The 14,807-nt window shown below is 45.0% G+C and carries 11 protein-coding genes and 1 tRNA gene; 5 read left to right on the top strand and 7 right to left on the bottom strand.

The window, feature by feature from the left end; all coding sequences use genetic code 11:
- Window position 1 precedes the first annotated feature (1 nt).
- The 5 genes from QUB04_RS06070 (at window position 2) to QUB04_RS06050 (ending at window position 5,230) form a co-directional block, all read left to right on the top strand.
- Window positions 2-75 (top strand) — tRNA-Leu (locus QUB04_RS06070).
- A gap of 205 nt (window positions 76-280) precedes the next feature.
- Window positions 281-3,622, top strand: coding sequence for a hypothetical protein (locus QUB04_RS06065; protein ID WP_333282207.1), 3,342 nt, complete (start codon window positions 281-283; stop codon window positions 3,620-3,622).
- A gap of 24 nt (window positions 3,623-3,646) precedes the next feature.
- The gene (locus QUB04_RS06060; protein WP_333282204.1) at window positions 3,647-3,961 is read left to right on the top strand and encodes a hypothetical protein; all 315 of its coding nucleotides are present in this window, start codon (window positions 3,647-3,649) and stop codon (window positions 3,959-3,961) included.
- Window positions 3,962-4,031: 70 nt separating this feature from the next.
- Complete coding sequence (locus QUB04_RS06055; RefSeq protein WP_333282201.1) at window positions 4,032-4,907, top strand: DMT family transporter; 876 nt, start codon at window positions 4,032-4,034, stop codon at window positions 4,905-4,907.
- 95 nt (window positions 4,908-5,002) lie between these two features.
- The gene (locus QUB04_RS06050) at window positions 5,003-5,230 is read left to right on the top strand and encodes a hypothetical protein (RefSeq protein ID WP_333142695.1); all 228 of its coding nucleotides are present in this window, start codon (window positions 5,003-5,005) and stop codon (window positions 5,228-5,230) included.
- Between the two features lie 216 nt (window positions 5,231-5,446).
- Here the strand turns inward: QUB04_RS06050 and QUB04_RS06045 are convergent, their stop codons facing one another.
- The 7 genes from QUB04_RS06045 to cysC form a co-directional block, all read right to left on the bottom strand.
- Complete coding sequence (locus QUB04_RS06045; protein ID WP_333282198.1) at window positions 5,447-6,073, bottom strand: type II toxin-antitoxin system antitoxin SocA domain-containing protein; 627 nt, start codon at window positions 6,071-6,073, stop codon at window positions 5,447-5,449.
- 304 nt (window positions 6,074-6,377) lie between these two features.
- Window positions 6,378-8,015: an acetolactate synthase large subunit gene (locus tag QUB04_RS06040; RefSeq protein WP_333142690.1), complete on the bottom strand. Its 1,638-nt coding sequence runs from the start codon at window positions 8,013-8,015 to the stop codon at window positions 6,378-6,380.
- Between the two features lie 148 nt (window positions 8,016-8,163).
- Window positions 8,164-9,531 (bottom strand): NAD-dependent succinate-semialdehyde dehydrogenase, encoded by a 1,368-nt coding sequence (locus tag QUB04_RS06035; protein ID WP_333282195.1) that lies wholly within the window; start codon window positions 9,529-9,531, stop codon window positions 8,164-8,166.
- 159 nt (window positions 9,532-9,690) lie between these two features.
- Window positions 9,691-9,930, bottom strand: a complete 240-nt coding sequence (locus tag QUB04_RS06030; protein WP_333282191.1) for a hypothetical protein — start codon at window positions 9,928-9,930, stop codon at window positions 9,691-9,693.
- A gap of 24 nt (window positions 9,931-9,954) precedes the next feature.
- Window positions 9,955-12,279 (bottom strand): polysaccharide biosynthesis tyrosine autokinase, encoded by a 2,325-nt coding sequence (locus QUB04_RS06025; protein WP_333282189.1) that lies wholly within the window; start codon window positions 12,277-12,279, stop codon window positions 9,955-9,957.
- A 143-nt stretch (window positions 12,280-12,422) separates the two neighbouring features.
- Window positions 12,423-13,967 (bottom strand): SLBB domain-containing protein, encoded by a 1,545-nt coding sequence (locus QUB04_RS06020; protein ID WP_333282187.1) that lies wholly within the window; start codon window positions 13,965-13,967, stop codon window positions 12,423-12,425.
- A 220-nt stretch (window positions 13,968-14,187) separates the two neighbouring features.
- Entirely contained in the window at window positions 14,188-14,712 is a 525-nt protein-coding gene (gene cysC, locus QUB04_RS06015; protein WP_333282185.1) for an adenylyl-sulfate kinase, read from the bottom strand.
- Between the last annotated feature and the right edge of the window lie 95 nt (window positions 14,713-14,807).

Genomic DNA, 14,807 nt, shown 5'->3' with positions numbered 1-14,807 from the left:
TGGCGAAATTGGTAGACGCATCAGACTCAAAATCTGACACCGAAAGGTATGAGAGTTCGATTCTCTCCCCGCCCACTGCGAGGAAAGCTAGTGATGTTGTAATAAAGCGCTCTGTGCTCAATAGCCAAGCAACTCCAACTGCATCTATCATCACTTTATCTCGCACTCGCTGGTGGCTGTAGTTGCTAGCCGAGTATTTTCCCAAAATCAGTTGAAATAACTGATGACCAACCGCACTGTTACTTTCATCTGCTTTTTTATGTAGTAAAAACAGAAAAAGATGAGTAATCAGGCAAGCAATATACCTTCTGTGGATTTAGCTATGGTTCCAGGGACAGTGTATATCCAAGATTGTGTCTCAAATCAGTTAAGTAAACTGTATACTCTTGATTTAGCCACAGGTAAAGCAACATTCATCGGTGAGATCATTACAGAAGTGTATGATATTGCCTTTGTTGATTCACAACTCTATGGCATTGAGCAAGAAGGCGGCACAACGCAGCTCGTAAAAATTGACATCAAAACGGGCGATACGATGGTCATTGGGGATACGGGCTTTGCTACAGCCGGCTTGGCTTATAATGCCCAACGTCAAACCCTTTATGCCACCACAGCTAAACAACTGATTGCCCTTGATATCAAAACAGGAAAAGGTACACCAGTAGCTACCGTAGCTAATAAAGACTACAACTGTGGTGAAGTTGCCTTTGATAGCAATGGCATAGCATATATCACATTAATTGGCTACCAAAAGAAGAAATTACTTGCTAGATGCAATCTCGATACTAGCGAAGTTAAAACTATTGGTGATACCGGATTTCCTGGTATTGGCAGTATAGAATTTGTTGGCAATGTCCTTTATGGCGTTACCGGCAGATTTTTTAACTTGGGAAAAGACGGTCAATTAATCCGCATTAATACCAAGACAGGTAAAGGCACATTAGTGGCTCAAACCAAGCCTAGCGGTCGTTGGGCAGGAATTGCGGTTTATCAACCAGCAGCAGAAGTGAGCGAAACCGTCACTTCAAAAGTTAACACTCAAGCTACACAAGCTCCACAAACAACTACTACAACGGGTGACGAAACTATGAAACTGTTAACGATTGATACCAAAGAAAACTGTTACGTTATCAATACCGCTCAGATGAATAGCTTGCAACAAAATGTTGCTAAGTCTCTGACATTAGACAAAGGAACTTTTGACATCCAAATTACCAGTGGTAGCTACAGTTATAGTGCCGACAATACCGTCGCTGAGCCTTTTGTTTTTCTCTGGATTTATGGACTTGATGGCAGTACCTTTATCAACACAAAGACAGGTGTTGAGACAGGTGGAACTTGGGCAACTTTAAACGGCTATAACGACAAATTGCAGTTAGATATCAAAGAAAAAGCTGTACTCTGTGCTTTATTCTTTGATACCTATAGTGGTGATAATCAAGGACAAGTCACTGTTTCAATCACTGGCAATCAACAGTCTACTCCCCAAACTTTAACCGTTGATAGCAAGGAAAACTGCTATTCGCTGGATGGCAATTATCTCTCCACTCTTAAAAAAGCCAATGCTAATTCTATCGAGTTAGCCCCAGGGAACTATCGCGTCAAGATTCGGGAAAGCAATGCCACTTATGGAGCAGAAGCAAAAAATTTCCAATTAGAACCTTGGGCGTTACTGTTGATTCAAGGGGGAAAATTTATCTCCAAGCTGACAGGAATTGAACTTAGCGAAAGTTGGTGTTCCTTAAATGGCTTCAAAGATGAAGTTATTTTTGAAGTCAAACAAAAAACCACCCTCTCCGGCTTCTTTTTTGATACATACATAGAAGATAACGAAGGGCAAGTTGTTTTAGAAATCAACAACATCAGTGATCTAGAAGTAGCCCAAGAATATGCACAGTCATCAGTAAAACCTGGTACGGGCAGCAGCGGAAGCACTGGTAGTACGGGCAGCAGCGGAAGCACTGTTAGTGTAGTGGGTGGTGGTAGCACAAGTAGCTCTGGTGGTACAAGTAGCTCTGGTGGTACAAGTAGCTCTGGTGGTACAAGTAGCTCTGGTGGTACAATTACCTCTGGTGGTACAACTAGCCCGGTTCCTGAAAATATCAATGTTGGCAGTGGATTTGGATTCACTTTTGACCAAGCTCAGATGGAACAAATGTGGCAGCAAATGGCAGCCCAAATCAATAGTTCCATCACAGTAACAGATGACCCGAACGAGAAAAAAGAAGCTTATTGGGACAATTTGGAAAAATGGCTGCTTAAAGGCTATCAAACTCAAGCTAAAGACTTAGGGATGAAGGTAGCACGGCTGGAGTTTATGCTTAAGACTCTTACCCAACAAATGGAAGTTAGTTTTAATCAGAATTTCCATAATTGGTCGGGGTACTTCAACAAAAATCTCAACGACTTATTTATTTCCCGAATCCCCCGCATTGTTAGTGAGCAGGTGAATTTAAGAATCTCTGAACAAACCCAAGAGATTAAAAACTTAGTGCTGCAACAAATGCAAACCGAACTCAATGAGCGTGTTGAGTCCGTCGTTAATCTCAAAGTGTCTAATCAGACTCAAGAAGTTAAGAACCTCGTAGTTCAGCAAATGCAAACTGAACTTGAGCAACGGATTGAGAATGTAGTTAACATCAAAATTGCCAATCAGTCTACAGAGATTAATACCCAGGTAATTAATCAAATGTCGGCTGATATTGATGAGCGCATTAGTAACTCCGTTAATGTCCAAATCGCCAATCAATCTCAAGAGATTACTAATCAGGTAATTCAGCAACTCCAACATACTATCGATCAGCGTGTTGAGAATGTGGTGAGCATCAAGATATCCGATCAAACCCAGAATGTGAAGAATCTGGTGATTCAGCAAATGCAAACTTACATCGATCAACGCATCGATAATGTCGTGAACCTCAAAGTGTCTAATCTCTCTCAAGATATTAACACTCAAATTGTTCAGCAAATTCAACACGACATAGATCAGCGGATTAATGCGGTAGTTAATCTCAAAATTGCTGACCAAAGCCAAAACATTAAAAATCTGGTCATTCAGCAGATTGAAGCTAACATGGATCAACGCATCAATACGGTGGTTAATCAATCTAGCAATAATAACGTGCAGTTAGTGACTACTAATATTGTCAACGATCTTGACAATCGCATTAATACTAGCTTGGATAACAAGATTCTCAACTTCCGTAATGATGTCTCTAGTATCGTCAAGAATGAGCTGAACCAAAACTTCACCCAGAACCTCAAAAATACGATTTTTGCCGAATTGAAACAGCAACAATTCTACCTGGAGATGAACTTGATCAAGTCAGAAGTTGAGAACTTCTACTCTAATCTTGCACAGTTTGAGAATCAGTTCTATTTACGCATTGAACAAGGGGACACTCAACTGTATAACTGGACGCTGGAACAACTTATTGCCCTCCAAGGTTGCTTAACAGATCGTCAGGCTTTAGGGGATATCTTTGAATCTTTCGCCAAGAGACTCAAAGACGAATTAGAGAATGCTGAATGCGTTCGTCCCGATCGTTTTAGTTCTTGGGTAAGAACAGATATGCGGTCACAATTTCAACCTACGCAATCTCCGGGATTACCACAAGGTTAATCAGTAGGTAGACATATATATTGGATGTCCGAAGAAAGGAACGAACCAATCCCAAACTGCAAGCGAATTGCTTCGTTCCTCTATTCGGACATGATAATATTGATTTATGTTCACCGCCCACTGCTAAAAAAGCTTAATAAATCTAGGGTTCCAGATGATAAGTCGGGAACCCTAATTTATATTGGGAATCGGGCATCGGGCATCGGGCATCGGGCATCGGGCATCGGGCATCGGGCATCGGGCATCGGGCATCGGGAATCGGGCATCGGGCATCGGGCATCGGGCATCGGGCATCGGGCATCGGGCATCGGGCATCGGGAATTGCGAATTGGTAACTAATGACAACAGTCAACAGTCAACAGTCAACAGTCAACAGTCAACAGTCAACCGTTAACCGTCAACAGATTTTATGGGTGAAATCGCCGCTTTAGGCGCTGCATTTGTCTGGGCTCTAGCTTCCACCATCTGGCAGCGAGTGGGACAGCAACTCCCGGCAGTCGTGCTAAACTTGCTCAAAGGTGCGATCGCCCTTTTCATGCTCCTTGCCACTGTACAAATTTTAGGTAAACCCTTACCCGCAATCAATCCTAATATTTTAGCAATGCTGCTGATCAGCGGCGGCCTAGGAATTGGCATCGGAGACACCGCTTTCTTTATCGTATTAAAATATTTAGGCGCGAGGCGAACGCTGCTTTTAGAAACCCTATCTCCCCCTTTAACAGCTTTATTTGGCTTAATATTTTTGCAAGAAAAGTTATCGCCCATTGCTGGTACTGGCATTCTTTTAACAATCTGCGGCGTAGCTTGGGTAATTGCCGAACGAACAGCCGAAACAACCTTATCATCTAAACATATTTGGCAAGGATTATGTATTAGTTTATTAGGACAAACAACCCACGCGGCTGGAGCAATTTTATCCCGCGCCGCCTTCACTCAAATAGATATAGATCCTCTGTGGACGGCGGCCTTGCGTTTGAGCGGCGGCATGGCAGTCATGCTGTGCTTTTTTAAGCCAACAAACCTTGAGAGTTTCAAACAATTAAAAGCCCCAAAACTTTTAGGTGCAATAATTCTGGCAGCTTTTTTAGGAACCTATCTAGGAATTTTCCTGCAACAGACTTCGCTGAAATATGCACCCGCAGCAATCGCTCAAACACTCAGTTCTACCAGTCCCCTATTTATCCTGCCTTTAGCCGTGCTGGCGGGCGAAAAAGTGAGCATTCGGGCTGTTTTGGGGGTAGTTGGTGCGATCGGCGGAATCGCCTTATTATTGGGTTTGAAATGATTAGATTTGATCTCAATTCCGGTGCCACCGGAATGATTGTTGACTGTTGACTGTTGACGGGCGGGTCGAAAAACTGAATGGTTGAGTGTTAACTGTTGACACTAATAGGCACGGCGCCGTCTCGAAAGCAATGGGTAATATTAATTCCGATGCTACCGGATTTGATATCACAACTCCGACAAGTGGAAACAAAACTCTACGGAGAGATTGAGAAGCAAATTGCAAACGCTCACCAGAAGGAAGAGGAAGGGATTTATGCTTCTAATACTTGGGTAAAACAATTGGCAGAAATCCGTAAGGATTTTGGTCTGATTATCCGCTAAATCACGAAGGCCACAGCTAATCCGAATACTTGAATCTGAGAAAGCGCGATCGCCCTTACATCCCAACTTGTCACAAAGCACGCGCGGCGCAGCTATCCCGTAGGGAATCGCCCTTATAAGCTGTTGTGCATTTAACTTATATCTTTAGGGCGGGCAGGATGCCCACCCCACAAAAGTTTAATTGTATTCGGTCGTGCAATTTAAATGCCTCGGAGCTTATTCTTTAGAGAAGAAACGGCCAGCATAATATTTCTTCATCGATTCGTGAGAAATAACCCCCTCACAAGATTCGTCTCTCGGCAAATCCCCTCTCGCTTCCAGCCAAGGCATTTCACTGCAAATCATTCGTTCCAAAGTTTCATCATCATACTCAAAATAAGCATCAGCAACTTCCTCGATAAATTCCCCGATTTTTTGGGGAAGTTTCGGTTGTTCGATTTTCTCTGTAATTGGTTCCCCACTAAATTGTCGTTGATACTTTTCTAATAAATCAGGAATAACCGGCCCGTGAATCCCTGCTTGAAAATCTGCATCAAATAGTGGCTTGCCGTAAACTCCTAAATACCAAGCTTGAGCGTAATACATAAGTTTTTGTAGCTTGTAGGCGTTGATTGCTACATTAGTTTGGGCGGCTAACCAAATAAAAGCATTGGCAATATCTTGCTCACTCACTTTTACTGAATTACCTGGAACCGCAACAACTTTGAGTTGACCTTCACCTATCTGTTCCAATAGTTCAGAAACTGACAAGTTAAATTCTGCGGCAATTTGCTCAACTCTTTGCCAAACTGGAGAACTTACAGTTATTTGATATTCATTTTTTGTTGAGATAGCTTCAGTCATGACCGTCCTTAGAGCTGACTTAAATAATTCTAGCAAACAGTGCGGAATAATGACTTAATAGCGATCGCCCTTACATCCCAACTTGTCAAAAAGCGCGATGGTGCGATCGGATATAACTCACACCTTGCACCATTCTCAAGAACGGGCAAGATGCCCGTTCCACAAAGAGTAGATTTTCTTGTGGAACGGGCATCTTGCCTGTTCCTAAAAGGCTAATTGAGAATGGTGCAACATATGAGATATAACCACCAACAACACGGCGATGGAGGAAACGGCACTGCCGTTTCCTGATTTCGGGCTACTCTTACAAATTGCAACTCATATCCCCAGATAATTGACTGAAACGCGCATTTTCCCGATAGTCTACCGGACAGTCAATCACGCAAGGGACATCTTGAGCAAGGGCTTCTTTCAGAATCGGAATAAAATCCGTTGCAGATTCCACTCGATAGCCTTTTAAACCCATACTTTCCGCAAATTTCACAAAGTCGGGATTGCCAAATTTGACGAAATCGGAATGACCAAAATAATCTTGCTGCTTCCATTCAATTAACCCGTAACCGCCGTCATTAAATATCAGCGTCACAAAATTAGTACCGACTCGCAAAGCAGTTTCTAACTCTTGGCAATTCATCATAAAACCGCCGTCGCCGGTGGCTGCTATTACTTTGCGATCGGGATAAACGAGTTTTGCAGCTACCGCACCCGGAATCGCAATTCCCATCGCCGCAAAGCCGTTGGAAATCAAACAGGTATTCGGACGATCGCAATGATAGTGCCGCGCGATCCACATTTTGTGAGCTCCCACATCAGATATAAGAATATCTTCCGGGCCCAGGATTTGCCGCAAATCGTAAATGAGTTTTTGTGGCTTGATCGGGAAACCGTCGTCGGCTGCATATTGTTCGTACCCAGCCCGAATATCCGCCCGCAATTGCTTAGCAAAAGGGTCTACTTTCTCCATGCGATCGGCACGCTGCAAAATTTCATTGAGAGAATCAGAAATATCCCCCACAACTTCTATAAGAGGAATATAACTGCTGTCAATTTCTGCTGGCAGAGCTCCAATATGAATAATCGGAATTTTTCCTTCTGGATTCCACTTTTTCGGGGAATATTCAATCAAATCGTAGCCAACAGCAATCACTAAATCCGTTTCTTCAAAAGCACAGCTAATGTAATCGCGTTTTTGCAAGCCCGTCGTCCAAAGCGCCAAAGGATGAGTGTAAGGAATTACCCCTTTGCCCATGAAAGTATTAGCTACAGGAATATTCAATCGAGTAGCAAATTGTGTCAAAGCATCGCTGGCGTTAGCGCGGATCGCGCCGTTTCCTACTAAAAGCAGAGGACTTTTTGCCTTGGAAATTGCCACTGCGGCTTTATTCAAGCTTTGGTAAGCGCCAAAAGTTTTTTCGCGGTTGTCTTTGGTAAGCGGCTGTCCTTCAGCAGGCATGGCTGCGATGTTTTCAGGTAAGTCAATGTGAACTGCTCCCGGCTTTTCACTTTGAGCTACTTTAAAGGCTTTGCGGACAATTTCTGCCGTCGTGCTGGGGCGAACAATTTGAGCATTCCACTTAGTAACTGGCGCAAACATGGCCACCAAATCTAAATATTGGTGCGATTCTATGTGCATTCTGTCTGTGCCGACTTGTCCGGTAATTGCTATTAAAGGAGCGCCGTCTAAGTTGGCGTCAGCAACTCCTGTCATTAAGTTAGTTGCGCCAGGGCCCAAGGTAGACAAGCAAACCCCGGCTTTGCCTGTGAGACGACCGTAAACGTCTGCCATGAAAGCGGCGCCTTGTTCGTGGCGAGTAGTAATAAATTTAATTGAAGAGTTTCTCAGGGCTTCTAGAACTTCTAAATTTTCTTCTCCAGGAAGTCCGAAGACGTATTCGACGCCTTCATTTTCTAAACATTTTACCAATAGTTGAGCTGTGTTCATTTCCGTTTTTCTCCTCGGTTAATGGGGGTTTTGGGTCTTTCTTTTTCAACCGATCGCAAAAATACTAAATGGGAATTTTTAACCGCAGGTAAACGCAGATAAACGCAGACTTATGTAGATTTGTGCGATCGGTTGATAGAGTGGGAGCTTATTTCACCCACACTGTTTTTATGTTAACAAATTCGTGCATTCCTTGGATGCTCAATTCGCGTCCGTAACCGGAGCGTTTGATGCCGCCAAAGGGCAATCTGGGGTCTGATTTTACTAAGCCGTTGATGAATACGGCGCCTGCTTCTAGTTCGGAAATAAACCGATCGCTCTCTTCTCTTACTGTAGTCCAAGCTGACGCACCCAAGCCAAAAGATGTGCTGTTTGCCAGTTCGATCGCCTCATCGATGCCTGCAACCCGGAATACTAAAGCTACGGGCCCGAAAAATTCTTCTTGACGCGCAGCAGCCTCCGGGGGGATCTCTGCCAGAATAGTTGGCAAGTAGAAATTGCCGCCATTCTCTGACAATGCGCGGCCGCCTGTCAGAAGTTTTGCTCCCGATTGGATGCAAGTTTGCACTTGCTTGTCCAAGTCTTTGAGGATGGCGGGAGTAGCTAAAGGGCCGATATCGGTTTCGGGCAACATCGGATCGCCTACTTTTAATTGCTCGATTTTTTCGACAAATCCTTTGATGAATTCGTCGGCAATCTCTTCGGCTAAAATAAAGCGTTTGGCGGCGATGCAAGATTGACCGTTATTCAGCATCCGCGATGTCACAGCAGTTGATAAAGCTGCTGCTAAATCAGCACTGGGCATCACAATAAATGGGTCGCTTCCTCCCAATTCCAGTACAACTTTTTTCAAGTTTTTGCCCGCATTTGCTGCTAAACTTTCACCCGCTGGTTCGCTACCGGTGAGAGTTGCTGCTTTTATACGATCGTCCGCAACGATATCAGCTACTTTGTCGGCGCCCACTAACAAAGTTTGAAAAACGCCTTCGGGAAAGCCCGCTTCCGTGAAAATTTCCTCTATTTTCAAAGCGCACTGAGGCACGTTGGAAGCGTGTTTGAGCAAGCCGACATTGCCCGCCATCAGTGCTGGCGCCGCAAACCGAAAAACTTGCCAAAATGGGAAATTCCACGGCATGACGGCTAAAATAGCCCCCAGCGGTTGGTAGCGGACAAAGCTGCTGCTAGCGTCAGTGGTTGCCGGTACGTCTGCCATAAATTGAGCAGCATTTTTGGCGTAATACCGACAAACTAAGGCGCATTTTTCCACTTCGCCGATCGCAGATTTGAGCGTTTTGCCCATTTCCAGGGTCATCATTTCAGCGTAAATTTCGCGATCGCGTTCCAAGATGTCTGCCGCTTTCTGCATCCACAGAGCTCTCTGCTCAAACGGCAGGTGGCGGTATTTCTTAAAAGCTTGCTGTGCTAATTCCAGCTTAGCTTCGATTGCCTCATCAGCGATCGGCTCGAAAGTTTTCAGCGTTTCTCCCGTTGCCGGGTTGATAGTAGCAATAGCCATTGTTTCATCTCCTGTGTGAAAAACACAAAACTCCCTGCTAGTTTTCCGCCTAGGCAGGGAGTTGTATCAAGGTATTACAAAATAGGAATTTACCAGCCACGTTTTCTTTCAGGTCTTGCCAATTTGCAAGTGCCGCGATTTGTTTAAATTTCTCTACTTTTAATTATAGTTCAGAGTCTCGATCGCAAATCTTAAGAAAATTTGTCTTTCTGAAATCATGCACAAATCTCGCTTAACAGGCTTTCCGGCCTGTTCCACAAAAGTTAAATGTTCTTGTGGGGCGTCCCGCCCGCCCCTGACAGCTTGATTCACAATTAATGGTGCAAGATGGATGAAATATCTTGTCGGCTGTCGCGCCCGCCTTGCATTCTCAAGAACAGGCCCGACGGCCTGTTCCACTACACATTTCTCAATTCCCCTCCCTCAAACAGACTGTTCCTGAACGTAATCCTGCACGTAAGACTGATAGTAATACCTGCTGCCTTTATCGTTATTCGCCACCATTCCCAACAGCGGAATTCCCGCCATTTTCAAATCTTCAAAAGCCAACACCAGCGCCTCCCGCTGAGTTTGATGCAGCCCTACTACCAGCATCAATCCGTTAGTGTGAGCCGCCAACAAATTCGCATCCGCCAAACCTAAAAGTGGCGCAGTATCGTAAATAACTAAGTCAAAATGACTTGACAAAGCTGCCATTAAATGCTGCATTTTTCGGGAAGAAAGCACCTTTGTGGGATCTAGAGGAACCGGGCCGGAAGTTAACACAAACAAATTTTCATCGCGGGGCGATCGCAAAATCACCTTTTGCACATCCACATCATCAGCAATCACATTGTGCAGGCCTTGCCAATTCGGTAAACCCAGCATTTCGTGTACCTGCGGGCGCCGTAAATCCCCATCCACCAACAGCACTTGCTGCCCCATTGCAGCCGCCGCCCGCGCCAGATTTACTGCTACCGTAGACTTGCCATCACCTACTTGACAAGAAGTAATTACACAAGAATTGATCGGAGTTTCAACGTTTAGTAAGCGAATATTCGCATTGAGCGAGCGAAAAGCTTCTTGAAAAGCATCCGTCGGCATCGGCGAAATTGCCACATCCACCGGGCTTGTCTCAGCAGGAGGAAGTCTCAAAATTTTATCGCTAGCAGGAATTACCCCCAACAAAGGCAGGCGAATCGACTCTTTGACATCCTCTGGAGTTTGGAACACCGTTTTATTTTTAAACCGTTCCGCCAACTGCGCCGTCAGCATACCAAACAGCAAACCAGCCAATCCCCCCAAAGCCAAATTCAAAGGCATAATCGGAGCAACAGCCATCAACTCGCCATTTTTGTAGCGCGGAATTTCCGGCTTAGCAATAACTTCCCAAGCCACCTCTTTTTTACCCACAGCTTCAAGCTGCAAAGCTTGCTGTTTTGCCAGCAAACCATTCAGCGTATTGTTAGTTAAATCCAACTCGCGCTGCAAATCCGAATAGCGCCGCAAAATCACTGGTAATCCTTGAGAGTATTGATTCAACTGCTTAGCAGCTTGTTCCAAAACTTGATTCCGCACGCCCAGCACCTGAATTAAATTAGCAGTACCAATAAACTGCTCGATTAACTTAATCCGCACCGGATCTTGAAAAGCCAGCACTTGCGAATTTACCTTAGCCAAATCAGTTCCCAGAACCTGTTGGGCTTCTTTCTTCAACAAAGGAATCAGGTTCTTGCGCTGTTCTCGCAACAATTGCATTTGCGGAGTTTCGTCTGTAAACGTAGCCGAGTTAATCGCAATTTGCCCTTCTAATTGCTGCAATTGAGTCAGCATCGCTTGATAGCGGGGAGCTTGACTCAGAGCCGAGGCCATCAGCGCTTGCTTCTGGTTTAATCCGAGCTGATTTTGCAGATTGGAATAGAGCAATCTCTGCTGATTGAGCTGCGATTGCGCGTCCAATCTTTGCGTTTGAAGTTCACTGATTTGCTGCGCGAGTTGTTGGGTTTGAATTTGCGGGTCGATGAAATTGTACTGCTGCCGCAATTTTTGAATTTCTGTTTGCAGAGCTTGTTGGCGCTTTCGCTGGTTGGGAATTTGCGATTTCACAAAATCCAGAGTCTGACTAATTTGAGTTGTGGTATCTTGCACGCTGTAGTTGCGGTAGCCTAGCGCCACTTTTTCCAAAACAAACTGAATTTTTTTCGGGTCATAATCCCGATATCTAACTTCGATAATCTTGGTATTTTTGAAGCGATTAATTGACAACCTTGTTTCCTGAGAAAACGGCAAATTATCTGCTTTTTGGTTCAAGAGGTAGTTGTAATTTATTTCGGGATACTTAGCCTGCAACTGTTTAATAATCGGCGACATTACTTGCGGGCTTTGCAAAACTTGAATTTGGGATTCGTAGTCAAAACCCGCATTTTCTGTCGTCGCGGGGGCGGCTGGTTGCAGTTTCAGCTCACCGGAGTATATCTTGGCTAAAGTATTTTGCGTAACCGCTGGTTCTACTAATAATTGAAAGCGCCCTTCGTACTCGCTTTTTTGATTCAGTGTCCAGGCGAAAACTCCGGTAGTTACTGCCGCTGCTACCCCGATGACTAAAATGGAGCGACTGCGGCAAACTTCCCAAAAACTTAACTCTTCTGCCTCGGTTTTGTTTCTGCCTAAAAATTGATCTTCTTCATAAAGCCCCGAAGACATTTTTTGCAGATTGGCGGCTTTTTTATGATTAAACAGTGCTACTTGTGATTGTTTCCCTGGTTTCATTGGATTTCTACAACTTATTAGTTTAAACGTCTGTATTGGTAGCGGAGTTTCAGGAAATCGGTTGATTCCTAGATATTTCATTACCAAACCGCAATTTTTTATAGAAAGCGGGTTTCTGAGGTCTTAATGCCAGTCTATTCAACTCACCGAAAAATATCGAACAATCGAAATATTCCTAACAGGGGGCTGAGAGGAGCGAGAGTCCCGCCTACATTATCCGAGAACGTAGCGCGACCCGATCGCCTTACCATAATTACATCATTATTTTGCAGTTTGGGATTAGTTTCTTCATTGGCAGTTGCGGAAAAATCCACCTTAACATTTAGCTGCGAAACAGTGCCGTTAGGATTGAGGCGAATTAAATTCACCGAATCCATTTCTGCCCGCGCTTTATTAAAACCTCCCGCTGCTACCAGCGCTTGATTTAAAGTAGTGTTGGGCAGCACCGCAATCGCTCCCGGTTTCACGACTTCTCCTACAATGTTCACCCTAATCGTATCCGGTGAAAAATTAGAATTAGCAACTTGTTCGTCTTGGGTTGCATCGAGGTTTTCGGCTTTGGGAACGATTACCGTATCTCCCTGTTGCAGCGCTAAATCTTGGGATACATCTCCCCCTTCCAAAAGTTGCCACAAATTCACATTAATAATTTGTTCGGTACCCGCCCGCGTCAGGCGGCGAACTTGTATTTGTCTGATATCAGCTACCGGCGTAATGCCGCCCGCCATTTTAATTGCCCTCGTTACAGTTTGCTGCAAAACATTTTCCCCGCCGTTGGTTTCGCTAGCAGCAAACAAACCAGAATTTTCACCCATTTCATTCTCTTGTACCCTACTTTGAGCCTCTTTTGCCAAAGTATAAGTACCGGGGCGACTTACTTCGCCCACCACAGCAATATTAATCGGTTGAGTGCTTTGTCCGGTAATGTTAGCTACTGCTAAAGTCGGTGCTTCTTGGCGGTTGAGGCTAGTTACAGTGGGAATAAATATAGTATCGCCGTCGCGCAAAGTCATATCGGCCCGCAAATCGCCGTTTTGCAATAATTCCCACAAATCCACACTAATAATTTGTTCCGCTGCGTTGCGCTGGGGGCGGCGGATTTTGATTTGCCGCACGTCTGCTGACTGGGTAATTCCACCGGCCATTCGCAGAGCCCGCGATATCGTTGGCATTTGAGTTCCCATTTGCTCTGCTGTGCCTCCGGGGCCTGCTGCTGAAGATATTGTATAGGCTCCGGGGCGGTTGATTTCGCCCGCGATCGCAATTTGCAAAGGACGCGGCGCCAGCAGTTTCAGGGTAATCCAGGGACGTTTAAGGTATTTGCCGTATTTGTCTTTAACAACATTAGAAGCTTGTTCTAGCGTCATCCCGTACACCGAAACGCTGCCAATTAACGGCAAATTCAGGGAACCGTCTGCCTGTACTTGGTGTTGACCGTTGGGGCCGCTGTATTCCGGGACGTTGAAGATGTCCATTTGAATACGATCGCCCGCGCCTAAAGTGTAAACTTCCGATCGTACACTTGAAGGTTCAGTTGCCGGCAATCCCGGCAATCCCGGCACTGCCGGTACTGGTACAGGAACAGGAGAACCCGCATCAGCAGGAGGAGGAGGAGGAGGCATCAACTGGGCAGCCGCAGGAGATGAACCCACCGCCACCAGCACTGACACTGTTAAACTTTGAATCATTAAACTTTTGACAGCATTGCTTGCCCAATAACTTAGCTTGCAGCTTTTGCTGGAAACCTCTGCCTGGGCCCCTTTCCTTGCAGGAAATGGGAGAAATTCTTCACCCTCCCTCTCCGCGAAGGGGACACAAGGGTGAGATTTTTTCTCAAGTTGCACGCCGTGCGAATAACTTTTCACCACCATCGCTTTTTGCCCCTATCCTCATCCAACCCCGCCAACATCAAATGTAACCCAACTGTTCTAACTTGGTCAGAACTTTTTTAACACTCTCTTCCACACTTTCTCGCTCTGTGTAACAAATAATCTCAGGATTAAGCGGTTCTTCATAAGGATCGTCAATTCCCGTAAAACCCTTAATTTCTCCTGCTCTCGCCTTAGCGTATAGCCCCTTGACATCGCGACCTTCGCACACTTCTAACGGCGCTGTGATATATACTTCAACAAAATTGGGCTCCATTGCTCTAATTTCGTCGCGAATTGCTTTGTAGGGGCTAATAGCTGCGGTCATTACGGCTACTCCATTGCGGCTCAGCAGGTGAGCTACAAATCCAATCCGCCGAATATTAGTATCTCTGTCTTCTTGGCTAAATCCCAAACCTTTTGACAAGTTGGTGCGAACGACATCTCCATCCAATATTTCCACTTTGCAACCTCTTGCCTTCAATTCGGGTTCGAGAGCTTTGGTGATAGTTGTCTTGCCGGAGCCACTCAGCCCGGTGAACCAGAGGATAAAACCTTTTTCCATTTTCAGCCGTTAATTAGTAACTGGGAAATTATTAAGACGTAAAACTTTATAGATGCTGTTCCCTTTTTTCTATTATCGTTACTCGCGGTGTCATA

Origin of the sequence: Microcoleus sp. D2_18a_B4, from assembly GCF_036702475.1 — a bacterium.
Classification (GTDB): Bacteria; Cyanobacteriota; Cyanobacteriia; order Cyanobacteriales; family Microcoleaceae; genus Microcoleus.
This window is presented reverse-complemented; position numbering and strand designations above follow the sequence as displayed.

Bases quoted from the DNA above. Each gene is read 5' to 3' on its own strand.
- QUB04_RS06045 (WP_333282198.1), bottom strand. From the start codon at position 6,073: ATGACTGAAGCTATCTCAACAAAAAATGAATATCAAATAACTGTAAGT.
- cysC (WP_333282185.1), bottom strand. From the start codon at position 14,712: ATGGAAAAAGGTTTTATCCTCTGGTTCACCGGGCTGAGTGGCTCCGGC.
- QUB04_RS06035 (WP_333282195.1), bottom strand. From the start codon at position 9,531: ATGGCTATTGCTACTATCAACCCGGCAACGGGAGAAACGCTGAAAACT.
- QUB04_RS06060 (WP_333282204.1), top strand. From the start codon at position 3,647: ATGTCCGAAGAAAGGAACGAACCAATCCCAAACTGCAAGCGAATTGCT.
- QUB04_RS06025 (WP_333282189.1), bottom strand. From the start codon at position 12,279: ATGAAACCAGGGAAACAATCACAAGTAGCACTGTTTAATCATAAAAAA.
- QUB04_RS06065 (WP_333282207.1), top strand. From the start codon at position 281: ATGAGTAATCAGGCAAGCAATATACCTTCTGTGGATTTAGCTATGGTT.
- QUB04_RS06020 (WP_333282187.1), bottom strand. From the start codon at position 13,967: ATGATTCAAAGTTTAACAGTGTCAGTGCTGGTGGCGGTGGGTTCATCT.
- QUB04_RS06055 (WP_333282201.1), top strand. From the start codon at position 4,032: ATGGGTGAAATCGCCGCTTTAGGCGCTGCATTTGTCTGGGCTCTAGCT.
- QUB04_RS06040 (WP_333142690.1), bottom strand. From the start codon at position 8,015: ATGAACACAGCTCAACTATTGGTAAAATGTTTAGAAAATGAAGGCGTC.